General features: G+C 36.5%; 14 protein-coding genes. 7 read left to right on the forward strand and 7 right to left on the reverse strand.

Annotated elements, in window-relative coordinates:
- Window positions 1-30: 30 nt before the first annotated feature.
- The 5 genes from radA to BCR21_RS13495 form a co-directional block, all read right to left on the reverse strand.
- Complete coding sequence (radA, locus tag BCR21_RS13475; protein ID WP_010761995.1) at window positions 31-1,401, reverse strand: DNA repair protein RadA; 1,371 nt, start codon at window positions 1,399-1,401, stop codon at window positions 31-33.
- Between the two features lie 103 nt (window positions 1,402-1,504).
- Window positions 1,505-1,984, reverse strand: coding sequence for a dCTP deaminase/dUTPase family protein (locus BCR21_RS13480; RefSeq protein WP_069646985.1), 480 nt, complete (start codon window positions 1,982-1,984; stop codon window positions 1,505-1,507).
- A 110-nt stretch (window positions 1,985-2,094) separates the two neighbouring features.
- On the reverse strand, window positions 2,095-3,462 hold the full coding sequence (locus tag BCR21_RS13485) for a hypothetical protein (protein WP_069646986.1): 1,368 nt from the start codon (window positions 3,460-3,462) through the stop codon (window positions 2,095-2,097).
- A gap of 437 nt (window positions 3,463-3,899) precedes the next feature.
- The gene (locus BCR21_RS13490) at window positions 3,900-6,650 is read right to left on the reverse strand and encodes a BspA family leucine-rich repeat surface protein (protein WP_069646987.1); all 2,751 of its coding nucleotides are present in this window, start codon (window positions 6,648-6,650) and stop codon (window positions 3,900-3,902) included.
- 125 nt (window positions 6,651-6,775) lie between these two features.
- Entirely contained in the window at window positions 6,776-9,802 is a 3,027-nt protein-coding gene (locus tag BCR21_RS13495) for a BspA family leucine-rich repeat surface protein (RefSeq protein WP_069646988.1), read from the reverse strand.
- Window positions 9,803-10,132: 330 nt separating this feature from the next.
- On the opposite strand from BCR21_RS13495, the gene serC reads away from it, so the two are divergent.
- The 5 genes from serC to BCR21_RS13520 all read left to right on the forward strand — a co-directional run bounded on the left by serC (window position 10,133) and on the right by BCR21_RS13520 (window position 15,820).
- Window positions 10,133-11,224, forward strand: coding sequence for a 3-phosphoserine/phosphohydroxythreonine transaminase (serC, locus tag BCR21_RS13500; RefSeq protein WP_069646989.1), 1,092 nt, complete (start codon window positions 10,133-10,135; stop codon window positions 11,222-11,224).
- A complete protein-coding gene (locus BCR21_RS13505; RefSeq protein WP_069646990.1) occupies window positions 11,225-12,412 on the forward strand; it encodes a phosphoglycerate dehydrogenase in 1,188 nt (395 codons plus the stop codon). It abuts the gene before it with no gap.
- Entirely contained in the window at window positions 12,412-13,656 is a 1,245-nt protein-coding gene (locus tag BCR21_RS13510) for a DUF1015 domain-containing protein (protein ID WP_069646991.1), read from the forward strand. Before BCR21_RS13505 ends, BCR21_RS13510 begins: the two co-directional genes overlap by 1 nt.
- Before the next feature lie 99 nt (window positions 13,657-13,755).
- Window positions 13,756-14,550, forward strand: a complete 795-nt coding sequence (proB, locus tag BCR21_RS13515; protein WP_069646992.1) for a glutamate 5-kinase — start codon at window positions 13,756-13,758, stop codon at window positions 14,548-14,550.
- Window positions 14,551-14,572: 22 nt separating this feature from the next.
- Window positions 14,573-15,820, forward strand: a complete 1,248-nt coding sequence (locus tag BCR21_RS13520) for a glutamate-5-semialdehyde dehydrogenase (protein WP_069646993.1) — start codon at window positions 14,573-14,575, stop codon at window positions 15,818-15,820.
- Window positions 15,821-15,878: 58 nt separating this feature from the next.
- On the opposite strand, the gene BCR21_RS13525 is transcribed toward BCR21_RS13520, so the two are convergent.
- Window positions 15,879-16,559, reverse strand: coding sequence for a helix-turn-helix domain-containing protein (locus BCR21_RS13525; RefSeq protein ID WP_069646994.1), 681 nt, complete (start codon window positions 16,557-16,559; stop codon window positions 15,879-15,881).
- 265 nt (window positions 16,560-16,824) lie between these two features.
- Between BCR21_RS13525 and hisJ the strand changes: the two genes are divergently transcribed.
- Window positions 16,825-17,652, forward strand: coding sequence for a histidinol-phosphatase HisJ (gene hisJ, locus BCR21_RS13530; protein ID WP_069646995.1), 828 nt, complete (start codon window positions 16,825-16,827; stop codon window positions 17,650-17,652).
- A 61-nt stretch (window positions 17,653-17,713) separates the two neighbouring features.
- Here the strand turns inward: hisJ and BCR21_RS13535 are convergent, their stop codons facing one another.
- On the reverse strand, window positions 17,714-18,730 hold the full coding sequence (locus BCR21_RS13535; protein WP_084013319.1) for a choloylglycine hydrolase family protein: 1,017 nt from the start codon (window positions 18,728-18,730) through the stop codon (window positions 17,714-17,716).
- A gap of 197 nt (window positions 18,731-18,927) precedes the next feature.
- Between BCR21_RS13535 and BCR21_RS13540 the strand changes: the two genes are divergently transcribed.
- The gene (locus tag BCR21_RS13540; RefSeq protein ID WP_069646996.1) at window positions 18,928-21,564 is read left to right on the forward strand and encodes a YfhO family protein; all 2,637 of its coding nucleotides are present in this window, start codon (window positions 18,928-18,930) and stop codon (window positions 21,562-21,564) included.
- Window positions 21,565-21,598: the final 34 nt, after the last annotated feature.

The following is a 21,598-nucleotide window of genomic DNA, read 5'->3' on the forward strand; positions in this document are numbered from 1 at the left end:
AAAATCTTGTGTCGACCTCTTACTCTCACTCTATTTGAATACTTTTCTTAGTGTTTCTCCGATTGTCGCAACACCGACAATCTCGATTCCCTCTGGAGGGGTCCAACCGCCTAAATTGTTTTTTGGTAAATAAATTTTAGTAAAGCCTAGCTTTTGTGCTTCTCGTACTCGTTGTTCAATACTATTCACACGACGAATCTCACCTGTCAGACCAATTTCACCAATAAAACATTCTGTTGGCTTCGTACCATTTTCTTTATAGCTGGAAGCGATACTTACCGCTACTGCCAAATCGATAGCTGGTTCGTTGATTTTCACACCACCAGCAGCCTTTAGATAAGCATCTTGATTTTGTAGTAACAAGCCAGCACGTTTTTCTAAAACTGCCATGATCAAGGAAACTCGATTAAAATCTAGACCCGTCGTCGTCCGCTTGGCATTTCCGAACATCGTTGGAGTGACTAAAGCCTGAACCTCAACCAAAATGGGACGTGTCCCTTCCATTGCGACCACAATCGCTGAACCTGTAGCATCAGCCAATCGTTCTTCTAAAAACACTTGAGAAGGATTCGCGACTTCTTCCAGTCCATGCTCTCTCATTTCAAAAATCCCGATCTCGTTAGTCGAGCCAAAACGATTTTTTACTGCTCTCAAGATTCTGAAGGTATGATGCTTATCTCCTTCAAAATACAAAACAGTATCTACCATATGTTCTAGCATACGTGGTCCTGCAATCGAACCTTCTTTGGTCACATGACCTACGATGAAAATCGCAATACCATTGGTTTTAGCGATTTTTAACAGTTCAGCTGTCGTCTCTCGTACCTGACTAACACTGCCAGCCACGCTGGTAACATCTGGTTGGGTCATCGTTTGAATAGAATCAATGATCACATAATCGGGCTCTAACTTTTCGATTGCACGGCTTATTTCGTTCATATCCGTTTCTGCGTACAAATAAAATTCCGTATCGATCGAACTTAAACGCTCGGCACGCATTTTGATTTGTTCTGCACTTTCTTCTCCAGAAACATAAAGTACTTTGCCGCCGATTTCTGCAAGTTGTTGTGACACCTGTAACAGCAACGTTGATTTACCGATTCCGGGATCCCCACCAATCAAAACCAGTGATCCAGGAACAACACCGCCACCTAACACACGGTTTAGCTCTACCAACTTTGTTTTAACTCTCGGCTCTTTCTTAGGAACCACTTCAGCTAAGCGCTGAGGCTGTGTCTTTTTTCCCGTTAAACTAACTCTAGCACGACGATCTGTCGTATCTTGAATGATTTCTTCGGTCATTGTGTTCCACTGCCCACAGTTCGGACAGCGTCCTAAATATTTAGGGGAAATATACCCGCACGTTTGACACTCAAATTGAACTTTTGCTTTTTTTGCCATATGCTATCCCCTCGTTTTGATGTATTCTTTATTTTACCATAGTATCAGCCACTTAGACTAAGACTTCCCACTGTAAAATACGCATTTTTCCAATGAATTTAACTTAGTTTTTGCCTGAAGATCCAAAACCGCCTGTGCGTTCAGTTTCCACATCATCAACATCTGCTAAAAGAAACGGCTTAAAGATACCTTGTCCGATTCGTTCGCCTTTTTCGATAACCATCTCTTCATACCCAAAATTCAAAAATTGAAACATGATATGGCCTTCATTGCCTTCGTTATTATAATAATCACGATCGATCACACCCACGCCATTTGCTAACATTAAAAAACGTTTCAATGGGTTTGATGAACGACTCACTAATTCTAAATACTCATTTTCAGCCATATATGCTTTGATCCCTGTTTTTACCAAAATGGGTTTTGGCGCTATACCTTGTGCTTGTAATTGCCAAATACTTGGTACAACAACTGTTTCTGCTGCTTCAAAGTCATACCCTGCAGCGCCTTTTGTGGCACGCTCAGGGATTGCGATCCCTTGGTCTTTATAATCAGTAATAATTTCAAATCCTCGTTGTTTCATCATAAATCTCCTCTACTTGTAAACTATTTCTATTTTAACATACTACGCTGATTCCCAGCTTACTTTTACAGTATCTTTAATATTCTCTTGTGTTTTTTTATGTTTTCACATCATTTAGACTCATTTTGTTCATTTTTTACTACTTCGTAAAAAATAAAAGAAAAAAATAACATCAATCCAATAATACTAATTATATGAACATGCTCTACCAATTGAAGAGCCACTGGGTTATGAGTTCGATGCGCCGTAATTTGCAATACTGTTTTGGCTGGTAACTGTGCTTGTTTGGCTAACAACCACAAAGTACTCATCAATAATAACTGATGCATCACACTGCCTTTTGTTTGGGTACTAAACTTGGTAATGATTCGAGTATCTTGTGGCAAATTCTCTTCTTGATAATACTTTTGATTCAGGAAATTACCAGTAGCACTAATAAAACAACTTAGCAGAAAAATCCCAATTGGAAAAAGTGGGCGAAACAATAACAAGAATAACGAGAAGATGAATCCCCCAAGATGGATGATTCTAACATCTACTTTAGGAAACAGTCGATATAAAAATTTAATAACAACTGCTGATCCAATAATCCCTAAAATATACGGAACATATAAATTTGCAGTAAGACGGTCTATTCCTAAACGTAACGACACATAAAATGTGCCAAAAAGAAGTAGAAAGTTCATGCACATTCCATTAGCAAATGTGAGTAAATTCAGCCATAAAGGAAGCTTCCAAACTTTCCTTTGGCGATTCAAATACCAAGCAGTGATCACAAACAACACAGAAAATCCAATAATTCCAATATCCAAAAGCTGCGGATCAAACAACAGTCGAGCCGAACGAATAAATAACAATAGGACAAAGAAAAATAAAAATAAAAAGAACTCTTTGATCGATATTACCTGTTTGTCGACTTCATTAAAATCAATTTCATAGTCAGGATAATGAGTGACGGTATGATAGGCCGCTATATACAACAAGGTATACTCTCCTAAAACCAAAGGAATTCGCAACTCCTTCGTCAGCATCAACGAGGCGATCACCCCACCTAATATCAATAGGATAAACAGATATTTTCTACCTGTCAAAGCGGAATAGCCTTGCTGTTTTTCATGATAATTGACTGTGGTGTTGGCCGATGGAAGCCATGATGCGCTAAGTCCTAGTAAAACAGCCGAAAATAGATATGCTGGAAAGTAAAATTGTCCTAGCATCCCAATCAAACAGCCTGCGCCTCCAATCAGAATAGAAATAATCAGCACATTAAAACTCGTTAAGGCTAATTTGAAACTTTTTAACAAGAATATCCCCGTCATTCGAAACGTATAAAAAAGCACGAAAGGCAAAACTCTTTCTACACTCGCACCATCGCTTAGGTTCAAAAACAAAAAATAAGGGATAAAAATAATTGTATTAGATAAAATAAACGGTGCAACTTGCAGACAATTGCGGGCTAATTCTTTTAGTTTTGACATTGATTGATCTCCTTTGAAACGGTTTGTTATGTAGGTAGTCTACCACGTTCATAGGGAAAGTGGAATTGTTCTTCAATGAAAAAGCGTCTATAACATAAATATATGCAATAGACGGCTTTTTTTATTTAAAGTAATTACTTACTTTTATTGGATTTCGTAAATTTCTGAGAGTGTGTTATCGTATGTTTTGAATTTAGCTACACTATTGTACGCGACATTCGCTTCTTTATTGACCCATGACCTGATCGAAAGTTCACTTCTTTTTTTGAAGCGAAAATTTTCCCAAGCGTTAAACTAGATAATTCATTAACAAACATCCTACTCGTATCTGTCACTTTTGATGTGTTCAAACTATTTAAATCTAACAATATCTGAAGAATTTAAATTTGTAATTGTTTTTACTTTTTTTATACTACGCCATCTTGTTCAACACGCCATTAATTAATTCTTTCTCTAGTATAGATTCCTGGTTTAGTTCCGTTGTATCCTCCTATGAATTGACTGGTACTGCTATGCATAATTGTATTGTCCGGACCCATCCACGCGTCTGAATACGGAAGTTCAGTTTTACTTTCTAACTCAACATTCCAATTTTTTTCATGCAACAGAGATCCTTTGCCTAAAACAAGTGTATCTAAAGAACTACAACCATGAAACATACCACCTATTATAGTATTTCTCATAACAAAATTTGATAAATTTAAAGTTTCTAACGACTGACAATTATAAAACATATCAGCCATATTCTTAGTACGCCTCGTATCAAAACTAGATAAATCCAGCTCTTTCAATTTAGTTGCTCCATAAAACATCTGATGCATATGAGTAACTTTACCAGTAATAAAATTTGATAAATCTAAGCTTGTTAAATTAGGTAGACTATCAAACATACGCGACATATAAACCACATTACTCGTATCTAAATTTGTGACATCTAAATTTGTAATGTTGGTTAACCCTGTAAACATATCTGACATATTTCCAACGTTCCCTGTATCAAAGTTTGACACATCAAGATGCTGTATTTTGGATAAACCATAAAACATCATTTGCATATCCCTTACATTTATTGTATTCCACCCAGACATGTTCAAGGTAGTTAAATCCGAATCGCCATAAAACATCGAACTCATATCAACAACATTACTTGTATCAAAGTTCGATACATTTAATGTTTGTATAGATTTACTTCCGAAAAACATCATCCGCATACTCGTAACACCACGTGTATTAAGTTTCTCTAATCCTTCAATGCTTTCTAAATCATTTAAATTTGCGAATAAACTATTACCAGTAGTCAATTTCACATTGTCCCCAGCAATGACAATCTTCTTAATCTTTTCTCCATTGAATTGTGATTCTATTACATCTCGGATTGTCATAGAATTAGACGTATTCGGAAAAACACCATCTTCAAAGGTTAGTATGTTAGTCATTTTATCAAAGTACCATGCAGAAGTGCCGTACGTTCCTTTAATCGGTTGAGTGTTTTCAAATTTAATTTTCATTATTTCATTTTTTTCATCTTCAACAGATACAGAAAAGTGGGGATATCCCCCTTCCTTTGTAACGCTAGAAGGTACTGTTTTAACTGAAAAAATATTATTGGAGCCTTTTTTAAAGTAACTATTTGAACTATAATCATCGCCTTTCTCTTTACTCAATAAAGGGTATCCATTAATTGATTCATCAGCTTCTTTCAATGTAACCAACTGATCACCATAGTTTGATATGTTAAGGTTATTAGGATAATTTTCATTAACATGATAGAGAGAAATTCCTTCACTCCCATTATAGGCTCTACGACCTTCATCAAAACCAAAAATTTGTCTATTTTCGATTAAATAATATTCTTCTTCACTTCTTTTATTTTCCTTGTATATAGGTAATTTGTATACTTTAAACTCATCATGACTACCATCCATCGCTGTAACTTCTCGCTCATTTTCAACCGTTTCAACTGGAAACCCTAATTTCATTTTTGAATAGGCATCGAAGTGTGCCGGTAATGCACCACTATCATCTGCTGATTTTTTAGAATACCAAATATCGTGCCCTCCCCACATTCCTGAAGACATAACACTGTGATAACCTAAACCTCCCCCTCCATCAACGGTGTTAGGTCCATATAAGTCTGGCAAACCTAAGTCATGTCCAAATTCATGTGCTATGGCACCAATAGATAAAGGGACATCTATAGACGTGGATAATACCATTCCGTCGTTATATTTTTTTTCATAATGAACCATCATTTTTTCTCCAACTACAAAATATCCATTATCAAAATATGAGCCATTCTTTGATGATAGCCCCGCAAAACTTTTATGCGCCCAAACCGCATTTCTAGTAGCACTACTATTCGTCATTTCAAACCCCGCAACAATAAACATCACATGAAGCTCATTAGTCTCTAATTTGCCATCTTTATTTTTGTCATAAGCAGAGAGATCGATATGTTCTTCTGCTTTTTTTAGTGCCCTTTCCATGTATAGAGTATCTGGGTTTTTTTGTGTCCCATCACTATTGGGATGATCTTCATCCAATGACACTTTGATAACGCCTGGTGCAGAAGCAAATTGCGATGTTTGAGCTGGCAAAAGATTGATTCTATCTTGTGTCGCTTCTGTATAATACTCTTTTACCGATTTATTTTCATTTCCCACACCAAATACTTTTTGTTGCCATTGTTCAACACTGCTTTCTTCCCTCATTCCCCAAGAATATGCAGATTTATTAAATTTTTGATTGTTATATTCTACTAAAATCACCAATAAATTTTGATCTCTATTTAATTTATAATCGGCGTTCGAAGCATTCTTAATTTGCTTAGGTATAGGCACTTTCAATGTTGCAACTTCTTTTTCTGATAACGTATCTGCTGGTTTTTCGTCAATTAAATATTTTTTACCACTTGTTTGAATGCCTGTTCTTGCTTTGCCTTTCTGAGCGTAATACCAGAAATTATCTTTTCCTTGAACGACAATATCTGATGTTTTATCAGCTACAACATAGTTTAAGTGCTCATCTCCTTTGCGCTCCCCCTCAAAGGTTTTTCCATCTGGCTGTTCAAAAGTTACTTTTCCCATATTGGGATTGACTGGTGCTGCATGCACCTCTGACTCTCCGCCAAAACAAAAAAGACCGCCTAAAAACAAACTACTAACCATACATAGCATTTTCTTTTTCATATTTTCCTCCTTTGATTTACCCCACAATGACACTTCGTTCATACGAAGATAATTTCCGTATGAACGAAGTTCTGTTAAAATACCGTATTTAGTTTTTGTCTAAGCTAATTGTTTATTCTCGCTCTTTATTGGATTTCATAGGTACCTGGAATACTTCCATCGTACATCATAAATTCATCCACACTATTATACACAACATCTGATTCTTTATTGACCCATGTTGCCGATCGAAGACTCGCTCCTTTTTGGAAGCGGAAATTTTCCCCTAGCGTTAGACTTGATAAATTAGAGGGAAACATTTGAGTCATGTATTCCACTTTTGACGTATCCCAATTGCTTAAGTCTAATGCTCGTAAGCTAGATTTGTGGCCAAGAAACATAGCATTCATTTTTGTTACGTTTGACGTGTTCCATTGATTTATCCTTACTGATTTTAATGAATAAGTAAGGTAAAACATTGATGCCATGGTGGTTACCTTTGATGTGTCCCATCCATTCAAATCTACCTCTTCTAAACTGTCATTAAATGAAAATAACTTACTCATATCTGTTACTTCTGATGTATCTAATTTATTGGCATTCTCTATCGTTTTCAAGTTTCTTAAACTGCTAAACAAAGCAGAAGCATTTGGGCTCAATTTTATCTTCTCAGTAAATACAATTTTTTCGATCTTTTCTCCATTTAATCCATTCTCTAAATTAAATAGATGCGCACCATTTGCGAATGTCCCGCCTTTAAACGTTAGTGTTTTCGTTTCGGTATCCCATGTCCATGGAATCGTTGAGTCCCCAATTTCATAGGTACCTGGAATACTTCCATCGTACGTCATAAATTCATCCACACTATTATACACAACATCTGATTCTTTATTGACCCACGTTGCAGATCGAAGACTCGCTCCTTTTTGGAAGCGGAAATTTTCCCCTAGCGTTAGACTTGATAAATTAGAGGGAAACATTTGAGTCATGTATTCCACTTTTGACGTATCCCAATTGCTTAAGTCTAATGCTCGTAAGCTAGATTTGTGGCCAAGAAACATAGCATTCATTTTTGTTACGTTTGACGTGTTCCATTGATTTATCCTTACTGATTTTAATGAATAAGTAAGGTAAAACATTGATGCCATGGTGGTTACCTTTGATGTGTCCCATCCATTCAAATCTACCTCTTCTAAACTGTCATTAAATGAAAATAACTTACTCATATCTGTTACTTCTGATGTATCTAATTTATTGGCATTCTCTATCGTTTTCAAGTTTCTTAAACTGCTAAACAAAGCAGAAGCATTTGGGCTCAATTTTATCTTCTCAGTAAATACAATTTTTTCGATCTTTTCTCCATTTAATCCATTCTCTAAATTAAATAGATGCGCACCATTTGCGAATGTCCCGCCTTTAAACGTTAGTGTTTTCGTTCCAGTATCCCATGTCCATGGCGCTGTTCCAAATACACCTTTAATTAATAGAGAATCTTTAAAAATAATTTTGATTGCGTTATCCTTGCTCTCCTCAACAAATACTGCTAGATTTGGACTCTTACCATCCTTTGTTTGACTTGTAGGCAACGATTCTCTATTAAATTCAGATAAATTAGTTTCTTTTTTGAAATAACTTTTTGAACTATCACCACTCCCTTTGCTTAGTAAAGGATATCCATGAATGGATTGATCCGCTTCCTTCAATGTAACTAACTGGTCGCCATAATTTGAAATATTAACATTATCCGAATATTTTTCATTAATGTGATATATAGAGATACCCGTGCTATTATTATGATGTCTTCGTCCTACATCAAAACCAAACATTTGTCTATTTTCGATTAAATAATATTCGTCTTCGCTTTTCTTACCATCTTTATATATAGGCAATTTATACAATTTGAACTCACCACTACTTATGTCTTTAGCTAAAACTTCTTGCCCATTTTCAATGGTTTCAACAGGAAAGCCTAATTTCATTTTTGAATAAGCATCGAAATGTGTTGGCAATGCGCCCATATCACGCTCAGGTTTTTCGGGAAAGCCTGTCATAACTCCTCCCCAGCTCCCGGTAGCCATTACACTATGGTAACCCAACCCATATCCTCCTGTAGACGTTTCGGGTCCATATAAATCAGGCAAACCTAAATCATGCCCCATTTCATGAGCGATCACACCGATGGACGATGGGATATCTTTTGTTTTTATTCCATCATCATCGAGAGTATTAGCCAACATCTTTTCTCCAACCGCAAAATAACCATTCAGGAAATATAAATCATTCTTTGTGGCAAGGTGGTCATGTCTTTTATGAGCCCAAATTCCATTTTGCTTACTCCCTCTACTCATTTCAAACCCCGCAACAATAAACATTACATGCAACTCATTTATCTCTAGTTTACCGTCTTTATTTTTGTCATAAGCAGAAAGTTCGATATGTTCTTCCGCTTTCTGTAAAGCTCGTCTCATATATGATGTTTCCGGCATCCGTTGTGTCCCATCACTATTGGGATGATCTTCATCCAATGAGACTTTGATGACGCCTGGTGCAGAAGTAAATTGTGAAGTCTGAGCAGGAACTAGATTAATTCTATCTTGCGTTGCTTCTTTGTAATAATTTTTTACCGACTTATCTTCACTTCCCTCACCAAATATTTTTTGTTGCCACTGCTCAACACTGCTTTCTTCTCTCATTCCCCATGGATAAGCAGAAGTATTAAATTTCTGATTATTATATTCAACTAAAACTACTAATAAATTTTGATCTCTATTTAATTTATAATTTTCTGTTGAAGCTTGTCTACTCTGCTTAGGTACTGGTACTTTAACTGTCGCAGCTTCTTTTTCTGATAATGTATCTGCTGGTTTTTCATCAATCAAATACTTTTTACCACTCGCTTGGATTCCTGTTCTAGCTCTCCCTTTTTGTGCGTAGTACCAATAATTGTCTTTTCCCTGAACAACAATATCTGATGTTTTATCAACAACGACATAGTTTAAGTACTCGTCTCCTTTGAGCTCCCCCTCAAAGGTTTTTCCATCTGGTTGCTCAAATGGTATTTTCCCCATATTCGGATCGGCCGGTGCTGCATGCACCCCTGACCCTCCACCAAAACAAAAAAGACCGCCTAAAAATAAACTACTAATTATACACAACATTTTCTTTTTATTCATTTTTTTCCTCCTTTTATCTAAAATAACCAACTGTTTAAAACATAATGGTTACTTTATTAGTATAACAAGCTCCTATAGTTAACGTCTAACTCAATTTCAACAAATATATTATAAAAAAAAGAAAACAAACAAATAATAAGAAATACGGGCAAGATATATCAAGAATAATCAGCAAATAACTTTTTTTCCCACTCAATATGAAAAACACTGTGAAAAAATTTACGAAACTTACTTTTAATCTTTTTTTAATCTAGCCTTTCTGTTATAATGGTTTTCACATTTACTATACAGATAGTAGATGAATGATCATATCAAAGGAGAGATAGATGTATGAAAACTGTTTACAATTTTTCAGCTGGTCCCGCCGTTTTACCTAAAAGTGTATTGGAAAAAGCACAATCCGAATTGGTGAATTACGAGAACAGCGGCATGTCCGTGATGGAGTTGAGTCATCGTTCCTCCCTTTTTGAAACGATCATTGAAAATGCCGAAACTTTACTCAGAGAATTGATGAATATTCCTGATAACTATAAAGTGCTCTTTTTGCAAGGTGGCGCTAGTATGCAATTTACCATGGTTCCATTGAATTTGGCGCAAAATAAAACAGCCTTATACGTCAACACTGGGTCTTGGGCAAAAAAAGCCATCAGTGAAGCGAAAAAAATTGATAATGTTGATGTTCAAGTGATTGCTTCAAGTGAAGATAAAAATTTCACGTATATTCCCGAAATCAGTAAAGAAGACATCCCGCAAGATGCAGCCTATGTCCATATTACGACCAATAATACGATAGAAGGTACGACAATTTATAACATCCCTGACACAGGTGATGTCCCGCTTGTCGCGGATATGTCTTCTAATATTCTATCGATCGATTATAATGTAGCCGATTTTGGCTTGATTTACGCAGGAGCGCAAAAAAACATTGGCCCAGCAGGACTAACGGTTGTCATCGTTCGTGATGATTTAATCGGTCAAGCGGATGTTCTTAGCGCCATGCTAGATTATGATATCCAAGCGAAAAACGGCTCAATGTACAACACACCGCCGACATACAGCATTTATATGGCAAAACTTGTCTTTGAATGGATCAAAGAACAAGGCGGCGTTAGTCAAATGGAAAAACAAAATAAAGAAAAAGCAGCTATTTTATATGATGAGATCGACTCATCTGACCTATTTTCTTCACCAGTAAATCAAAAAGACCGTTCGATCAACAATATTCCTTTTATTACTAGAAGTGATGAACTAGATAAAAAATTCAATCAAGAAGCTTTAGCTGCAGGCTTTGAGAACTTAAAAGGGCACCGTTCTGTAGGTGGTATGCGTGCAAGTTTGTACAACGCATTCCCAAAATCTGGTGTTGTAGCTTTAGTTGATTTAATGAAAAAATTCGAGGCAGAAAATGGAGGAACAAAATAGATGTATGATATTAAAACATTCAATGCAATTGCACCAGTTGGTTTAGCTCGTTTTAATGAAGAAAATTTTACGCTCAATAAAACTGAGACACCCGCCGGTATCATCTTACGTAGTGAAAAACTCCATGATTATGACTTTCCTGCTTCTGTTTTAGCTGTTGCTCGTGCTGGAGCTGGAACAAATAATGTTCCAGTCAAAAAATGCACTGAAGAGGGGATCGTTGTATTCAATACACCAGGCGCAAATGCGAACGCTGTAAAAGAATTAGTCATTGCTTGTCTACTTTTATCTGTCCGTCCGATTTTAAAAGGCTCTAACTGGGTACAAACTCTGACTGGAACAGACACTGAAGAACAGGCCGAAGCGCAGAAAAAACAATTTGCTGGGACTGAATTAGAAGGTAAAAAGTTGGGCGTGATCGGTCTTGGTGCGATCGGTGCAATGGTTGCCAATGATGCTTATCGTTTAGGGATGGAAGTCACAGGATTTGATCCTTTTGTCTCTGTTGATACCGCTTGGAGTATTTCACGTCGTGTCAAACGTGCGCAAAGCATGGAGGAAGTTTTAAAAACCTGTGATTTTGTCACCGTTCATGTTCCTTTATCTGAAAATACCCATCATTTGATTGGAAAAGAACAACTGGCGCAAATGAAAAACCATGCTGTTTTACTTAACTTTGCTCGTGGTGAGTTAGTCGAAACAGAAGCCGTGATTGAAGCTATAGCTCAAGGTGAAATCAGCAATTTTGTTACTGATTTTGCTGATGAACGCCTCCTGCATAATGAAAAAATCTTAGTTCTTCCTCATTTAGGTGCATCAACAGAGGAAGCAGAAATCAATTGTGCCAAAATGGCTGCTCGTACCCTAAAAAAATTCTTAGAAACTGGGAATATAAAACGTTCTGTTAATTTCCCAACTGTGGAAATGGCCTTCAACTCACCATTCCGTTTCACAATCATACACAGAAATGTGCCAAATATGTTAGGTCAAATCTCAACTGGTATTGCGAATTTAGAGATCAATATCGATACGATGATTAACCGTAGTCGTGAAGATTATGCCTATACGATCGTTGATATTGCAGAAACAGACGAAGTAAAAATCCAAGCAGCAGCGGAAAAAATCCAAGCGGCCGAAAATATCATCCGTGTGAGGACAATCAAAAATACTGAGGTGGTGAGCTACTAATGGTTAAAATTCACCCATTTAAAAGCATTCGACCAGCCGCTGAGTTCAGTGAAAAAATTGCTACATTGCCTTATGATGTTTTAAGTTCTGATGAGGCGCGCGAACTTGGTGAAAATAACTCTTATTCTTACTTGCATATCGACAAAGCTGAAATCGATTTACCTGAAACACTTTCGCCTTATGATGATCAAGTTTACGAAAAAGCGGCTAATAATTTACAAACATTTTTACAAAAACAATGGCTGATTCAAGATGACAAACCACTTTTATACCTTTACGAATTAACGATGAACGGACGAGCTCAAACTGGTCTTGTAACCTGTACTTCAATCTCTGATTACACGGAAGGTAAGATCAAAAAACATGAATTTACCCGTCCAGAAAAAGAAGTCGATCGCATTCGCCATATTGAAGCGTGCGATGCGAATACTAGTCCGATTTTTCTAACTTACCGAAAAAACAAACAGATCCAAACGTTAACGGACGACTGGAAAAAAACTCACGATCCCGTCTATGATTTCACGAGTTTTCATGAAGTCACTCACCGTGTTTGGCTTGTAGATAAACCAGAAGTGATCGAACAACTCGTTACGACTTTTGCTCAAGATGTGCCCGCTTTATATATTGCAGACGGCCATCACCGGACAGAATCAGCGGTCAAAGTTGGACAAAAGAAAAAAGCTGCTCATCCTGACGCTACTGAAACAGCAGAATTCAACTACTTTTTATCCGTGATTTTTCCTAAAGAAGAATTGGAAATTTTAGATTATAATCGTGTTGTGAATGTTCCAATCGAAGCTGATTTCTTCGATCGTTTGGAAAAGAGTTTCACGGTCACAAAAACAAACACAGGAAAACCTGCTCAACCGAAAATGTTTGGTATGTATTTGGATGGTCAGTGGTACGCACTAACTGCTAAAGAGGCAATTCTATCCGACGATCCAGTTGATCGTTTGGATGTTTCTTTACTGCAAAATCATGTATTAGCAGCCATTTTCGATATTCAAGATGTGCGGACAGATAAACGGATCGATTTTGTTGGCGGCATTCGTGGAATGAAAGAATTAGAGCAACTAGTGGATAGCGGACAATGGTCAGCAGCTTTTGCTATTTATCCAACGACGATGGATGATTTATTAAATGTTGCGGATGCGGGTAAAATCATGCCTCCAAAATCAACTTGGTTTGAACCTAAATTATTGAGTGGATTATTTGTTCATGATTTAGAGACAAAAGACCTATAAAGCTGTAAAATAGAAGAATAAAATCTAAGCTTGGACAAAAGCCAAATTTTTGTCCAAGCTTTCTTGCAAATAAACACCTGGAAAGAAACGAGGGCAACCATGCGAAAACAATTAAAAGAAGCACAACGAATCGTCATCAAAGTTGGGACAAGTACATTGATTTACCCCAATGGAAATATCAATTTAAGCGCCATTGACCAATTGGCCTTTACCTTATCCGATTTGCGTAACCAAGATAAAGAGATCATCTTAGTGTCATCTGGTGCGATCGGTGTAGGTTTAAATAAGTTAAACATGGACAAACGACCCCCGACCATTCCAGAACAACAAGCAGTAGCCGCAGTGGGACAAGCGGAGTTGATGAACATTTACAATCAACGCTTTTTGACTTACAGCCAGCAAATCGCCCAATTATTATTGACCAGAGACGTGATCGAATATCCTGAGAGTCGCAAAAACGTAACCAACACAATAGAACAACTCCTGCAAATGGGCATCATTCCTGTTATCAATGAAAATGATACTGTGGCAATCGATGAATTAGATCATCTGACAAAATTCGGTGACAATGATCAATTATCGGCAATCGTAGCCCAACTGATCCAAGCAGATGCGTTGATCATGTTATCCGATATTGATGGATTTTTCTCTGATAATCCGAATACCAATAAAGACGCCACCCTTTTCTCTGAAATCAATGAGATCAATGACGATCTTTTACAATTAGCTGGTGGCAAGGGCAGTCGCTTTGGAACGGGCGGTATGTACAGTAAATTGAAAGCCGCAGAACGCGTACTAGCACATAATGGGGCTATGATTTTAGCAAACGGGCAGCAACCTAAGATTATTTTTGATATTTTAAATGGTGAAATGATTGGTACGTTATTTATTTAGTTCGAAAAAGGAGGAACGCTTCATGACTGATTTAGCACAATTAGGCAAACAAGCGAAAGAAACAGCTTATCAACTAGGTTTGATGGACACAAAAACAAAAAATGATCTGTTACTGCATATGGCGAATGAACTAGAAAAAAATACTGCTAAAATTTTACTCGAAAATCAAAAAGATTTAGCTACAGCCACAGAAAATGGCATTACTGAAACAATGCTAGATCGCTTACGTTTAACTGATGAACGAATTAAAGACATGGCGGATGGTATCCGACAAGTTGCAACTTTACCTGATCCAATCGGTAAAGTCGATAAAATGTGGAAAAATGAAGATGGCTTGATGATCGGCAAACAACGTGTGCCACTCGGTGTGATCGGTATCATCTATGAATCTCGTCCAAATGTAACGACAGATGCGGCAAGTCTTTGTTTTAAAACAGGGAATTCTGTGATTTTACGTGGCGGTAAAGAAGCTTTTCATTCAAATCAAGTCTTGGTAACTGTTTTACAACAAGCGTTAGAACAAAAGGGTGCTTCTCCTTTTGCGATCCAATTTGTTGATGACACCTCTCGGGAAACGGCTCAAAAATTAATGAAATTAAATGACTATTTAGATGTTTTGATCCCTCGTGGCGGCGCTAACTTGATCAAAACAGTCTTAACGACTGCAACTGTTCCAGTAATCGAAACAGGAACCGGCAATTGTCATGTGTATATCGACAAAGACGCTCAATTAGAGATGGCAACCAATATCATCGTCAATGCAAAATGCCAACGCCCTTCTGTCTGTAATTCAGCAGAAACTTTATTGATCCATCAAGAGGTAGCAGCAGATTTCCTACCTGTTATCGAAAAAGCACTGAATGAATATAATGTGGAATTACGAGCTGATGAACGAGCGTTAGCTATTTTTGAACAATCGATCCCAGCCACTGAAGAAGATTGGGAAACAGAGTTTAACGACTTTATTTTAGCCGTTAAAGTTGTGGATTCTTTGGAAGAAGCTATTCAGCATATCAATCGCTACAACACTAAGCATTCAGAAAGTATCATTAGTGATAATTATTTTGCTACACAACAATTTTTAAAACAAGTTGACGCAGCAGCAGTTTATGCTAATGCATCTACACGCTTTACGGATGGTTTTGTTTTTGGCTTTGGTGCTGAGATTGGGATCAGTACGCAAAAGTTACATGCACGTGGACCGATGGGATTAGATGAACTTACTTCTACGAAATATATTGTTTATGGTGATGGACAGTATCGGAAGTAAATATTAACAAATGACCAATACAATTATCTATATAGAATTGTATTGGTCATTGCTTTTATTAATGGTGAGTTGGCTCATCCTCTGCACTCGGAGCTTCTTCATATTCTTTATGCATTATGTCTCTGTACATCCCTGGAATTGAATCCCAAGAAACAAAGGATATGCGCCGTACATATAATCCTTTGTGTTGCACTAAAGCATAATTTTTCCCTTCTGGAGATTGTCCTCCCTTAAAATCTAATCTAGTTCCTTCACCAAATGGATCATCTATAACCCAAATATCCTTGTATGGATCTGGAATTTGCAGCTCTTTACTACTTTCTTCATACTCTTTTCCCCCATTATAAGTAACGTTAGTCGGTAATGTAGCATAGCCTATTTTCATTTCCATAAAGGGGTTGAATCTGTCTATCCACTGATTCTTGTATTGATACGTATTCAAAAAAATGATTGTTCCTAAAAAAATAGTTATAGTCGCAATCAATGCATATCGATAAACTTTTTTTAATTTTAAATCAGCATCGATCCTTTTTATCATTTTAGCATCTCCTCTCATAAATTCATCCAACGTAATATCAAATAATTCACTGAGCGTAATCAACATTGCAACATCAGGATATGTGCGCCCTGTTTCCCAGCTAGAAATTGTTTTATCTGAAACATTGACTTTTTCTGCTAATTCTTTTTGAGTCCATTCATGCTTAATTCGATATTTTTTCAATTGATTTCTTAATTCCATTAACTAAACTCCTTTCTAATTACAATATAAAATGAGAGAGATTCCTATGCTACCTTGTATCTGTAGAATGAGGAATACAAGAAGCTCTATGGTTTGTAGAACACCTATAAATCAACGTTTCTATACTGATTTATTATACCAAAAACGTTCAGTTCAAACATCGCTGTTTTTACTTTGGAAAAAATAAAAATATACAATTAAATCTCCTTTTGCTACACTGTTTATAAATAAATGAACAACTTATACACACAAAAGGGGGAGTTTCATGAAACGCGATGGTCACACCCACACAGAATTTTGTCCACATGGAAAAGTTGAGGATACAGAATTACTGATTCAGCGTGCAATCAGTCTTGGCTTTAAAGAATACAGCATCACAGAACATGCACCTTTACCTGAAGGCATAGAAAAAATTGCAACTGGCGATCTAAACGTATGGACAACTGCATCGATGTCCTTGAATGATGTGGATAACTATTTCAAAAGGATGAATGATCTGCGAAAAAAGTACGCTTCTGACATTATTATTCACGTTGGATTTGAGCTAGATTATTTTTCAGAATTTGAAGGATGGACCCGTGATTTTTTAGCTGAATACGGACCACAAACCGATGACGGGATTTTATCAGTACATTTTCTTAATGGGAAAGGTGGATTACGTGGAATCGACTACTCTTTTGAAGAATATAAGACTGGTGTAGTTGATGATTTAGGTAGTTTTGAAAAAGCCCAAAAACGTTACTACCAAAAGGTTTTAGCCTCTTTAGAAGCTGATTTAGGCCCTTTTAAACCTACACGCTTAGGACATATTTCTTTATGCCAAAAATTCGAACGTTTCTTTGATGAATCGATTGATTATCCTTCTGAAAATGTCGCACTTGTCCACACCCTTTTAACACGTGTGCAGCAGGAAAAATACAGCTTAGATTTAAACACTGCTGGATTGTATAAACAAGGTTATCAACAGACTTATCCACAGGTGTGGATAACTAAAAAAGCTGCTGAATTGGGAATTCCATTGATTTATGGATCAGATACCCATTCATTGGCTGATGTAGGACAAGGATATGAAAAAATCGAGAATTGGCTTTAAAAAATACTAAGATCCGTTGAGGAATTAGCTAACAGATCTTAGTATTTTTTTGTGCTTCTTTTTAATTTAAGTCTTCATATTGCGGTATTTTCACTAACTCATAGATTTTGATCTGATCCTCATTTCCTGCTATTTCATCAAAATGGATCGTTTGAATCGTAAAATTATCATACATTTTAATGTACATCTGTCTCTTACTTAAATCGTAAATAGAAGTATATTGTGTATATTGACGATCTTCCCCTTTGGGTTCGTCTAATTTGACTACGCCTTTGACAATATCAGATGTGGATAAAATGTGGAAAGCTTTATTGATAATGTCTTTTTCCCCAACTGGATCACTAAATTTCAACAAATACGCTGCTCGAACAAAACGCGAAGTCGCTGTGTAATCACCAGGAATACCATGCATGCCAGAACTCTTGCCTGCTGATAAAATTTTATGATCGTGGAATAGCGCATCTTTTGCATTTTCATCAGATAATCCTGTATAGTTTTCTAAATTCGTCAGATGCCAGTCAAACTTAGGACTGTTAGTCATCACACCAACTGGATTTTCATATACAACAAATCCTAATTTTATTGAAGGCTCTACAACGATCGTACGGCCAGTAGCATCTGTAAACATAAAATGCTGCGGTAAACCTGGTGCTTTACCTTTAACAGAAAGATCTACAATCGCTACATCTAAAATTTTTTCTTCAATTTCTTGCGTATTCTTACAATTCGCTAACACCCAAAAGACAAATTGTTCTGCTATCAGAGGTAATTTCCCAGCTTTTTTTATTTCTTCAACGCTCGAATAGTGATTAAATTCCGCAAAATATTGCGTAATCCCACCAAGTCCACATTCATTGACGCCATCAATCACACTCTGAGCGACTTTTTGCTGACTTTCCTTGATTCCTATCCCTAATACAGAATAAATTGTTTCCCACTTTTCAATGCTTTCAGTAATTTCGATTTTTTTAGGAATTTGCACACCAACATAATCAAACTCAACATTGTATTCTTGCGTTCTTCCTAAGTAATGATTTCCTTCTAATGATTTTAAGCTAATTCCTGTACACACTGTCATCCCTTACTTTCTAAAAAGATAGTATTATATTTCCAATTATACTCTAATTATTACAATAACAGCTAATTAAACTATTTTTCCAATTTATTCGCTTATAAACCTTTCGATTTTCTTTAATTTTTTTCATTCTGGCAATCAATTTTCCAATGGATATGCTAAACTATATATATTCTATTTATTACGTTGTGAGGTTGATTATGAAGAAAAAAATACAAGCATTTATTAAAGAAAACTGGCCCTATATGGCCGCTAGTTTTTTCATTCCCTTTTTTGTGATGGTCATTATTTATTTAAGTATCGGCATTTATCCTGGAAGTAGCCGGAGTGTGATGGCAAGTGATTCCTTTTCACAATTTTCCAACTTCCATGCCAGTTTCAATAACGTACTGCACGGTAAACAAAGTATTTTTTACACGTGGAATGCGTCCCTTGGTTTAAATTATCTTTCACTGATTTCTTATTACCTTGGTGGGCTATTTACACCTCTCGTTATCTTTTTTAAAAACCAAAATATTCCTGATGCGCTATATTTGATCACGTTACTGAAAATCGGTTCAGCTGGGTTAGCTTTTTGGGTATTTGCTAAAAATACCTACAAGATACCCAAATGGGGACATGTCATGCTTAGTGTTCCGTATGCTTTGATGTCATTTGCTACAGCTCATTCCGAAATTATTATGTGGTTAGACGCGTTTACTTATCTACCACTCGTGATTCTAGGAATTCATCGTCTGATGGATGAACGAAAACCAACGCTGTTATTTGTTAGTTACCTACTATTATTTATCTCGAATTTTTACATGGGCTTTATGATCGGTGTCTTCTCTTTCCTATACTTTATCGCCCGAATGTTGACGAACTGGAAAGTTTATAAACAGCGTATCCTACCTTACGGAATCACCTCTCTTTTAGCAGGTGGCGCTTCGATGATCTTGGTATTACCAGCTGTCCTAGATTTACGGGCAAATGGGGAGACTTTATCTCAAGTAACTCAGTTTAAAACCGAAGCAACAGCTTTTTGGGATATTGTCATGAAAAATATGATTGGCGTCTACGATACAACAAAATATGGCTCGATTCCGTTTATCTATGTAGGTCTGCTTCCATTGATTTTCTGTATCTTTTATTTTGTAACAAAAGACATACCACGGAAGAACAAACTACTCTTTGGCAGTCTATTCGTTCTTTTGATTGCTAGTTTTTATATCACACCGTTGAATTTATTTTGGCATGGTATGCATGCCCCGAATATGTTCTTGTTCCGCTATAGTTTCTTATTTTCTTTCTTAGTGGTTCTGTTAGCGGGTTATGGCTTTGAGAAATTCAAAACGGATGATTTAGGCTTGCTAGCTGGTTCTACGATTATGCTGATTGCGATTTTTGCTTTAGCTGAAGGAACGAAAAGTGCAACAAGTTATGACTATATCCCGATTACAGCATTCGTTTTGACCGTTTTATTTTTATTACTGTACCTTGCTGGAATCGTTTTTTATCAATTGAAGAAAATACCTATGCATTATCTGATTATCTTGTTGGTATTACTTGTTTCAGCAGAAGCGTTCATCAATACAAACGCAATGGTGAAAGGGATTCTAAAAGATTGGAATTACGCTTCACGTAGTCTTTATTCTGAACCTTATCCATCGATCAAAAAACTAGTGGACAAAACAAAAAAAGAGAATGATGAATTTTATCGTTTAGAAAACCTAAATCCTGTTTCTTCTAATGATAGTATCAATTATGGTTACAGCGGTGTCAGCTTGTTTTCTTCTATCAGAAATCGTCATTCCTCTTCTTATTTAAATGACTTAGGTTTCCGTTCTAGAGGAACTGGCTTGAATATTCGTTATCCAAATAATACGCTGTTAATGGATTCATTCGTTGGAATCAAATACAATATTTCAGAAAGTGATCCATTGAAGTTCGGCTTTTTCCCAAAAGATAAAGCGAGTAAATTTTCACTATACGAAAATAGTAATGCTTTGCCTTTAGGCTTTTTAGCAGACGAAGATATCTATAAAGTCAAACAACCGGCCAATGATAATTTAAGCAGTCAAACCGAATTATTCAATGCATTATCTGGGCAAAAAGAAAATTACTTCAAATTTTATCAACCAACAATCATTGATAAAAAGAATGTCAAAATCGAACAAAATGCAAGTTCGGTAACCTATAAAGAAATCCAAAACAACATCGCAAAAGATATCACCTGGACAGTTGATGTACCTGCAAATACGCAAGCGTATCTTAGCTTGTTCCCGACAGATTTTGGTCAGCTGGAAAGTTCTACTGCTACAATGTCTGTAAATGGGACGAGTCAAAAATCGCAAATCAATATCACAGGTCAATATTATAATATTGGTTACTATGATAAACCAACTAGCGTTACCTTTACTGTCAGCTTCTACGGCACAACAGCGGTCAGCTTTATGGAGCCAAAAGTTGTTGGCTTAGATACCAAAGCCTTTGAAAGTTCTATTAAAGCGATTCAAGATAAAGGCGCTGATTTAACAGCTAAAGGACGGAAAGCGGTTGGAACTGTGAATGCAGAGAAAGATCAAGTACTTTTAACAACGATTCCTTATGATAAGGGTTGGAAAGCCTATGTAGATGGGAAAAAAGTACCAATCAAATCGTTTAAAAAGGCCTTTGTGAGTATTCCAGTAACGCAAGGTGAACATACGATTGAATTTGTTTATCTGCCGGAAGGGTTTGTGCCGGGCGTGATTCTGTTTATTATTTGTATTGGTGGGTTTGTGGTTTATGTCAGAGTGACGAGTAAACCGAAACTGGCTTTAGTGAAACCGAATAAGCGCAAACGTAAAAAACGTTAAATTTTCTGATTGAAAAAATAATTGTTCTCTTTTT

It is taken from the genome of Enterococcus ureasiticus, from assembly GCF_001730285.1.
In the GTDB taxonomy this organism is placed as follows: domain Bacteria; phylum Bacillota; class Bacilli; order Lactobacillales; family Enterococcaceae; genus Enterococcus_L; species Enterococcus_L ureasiticus.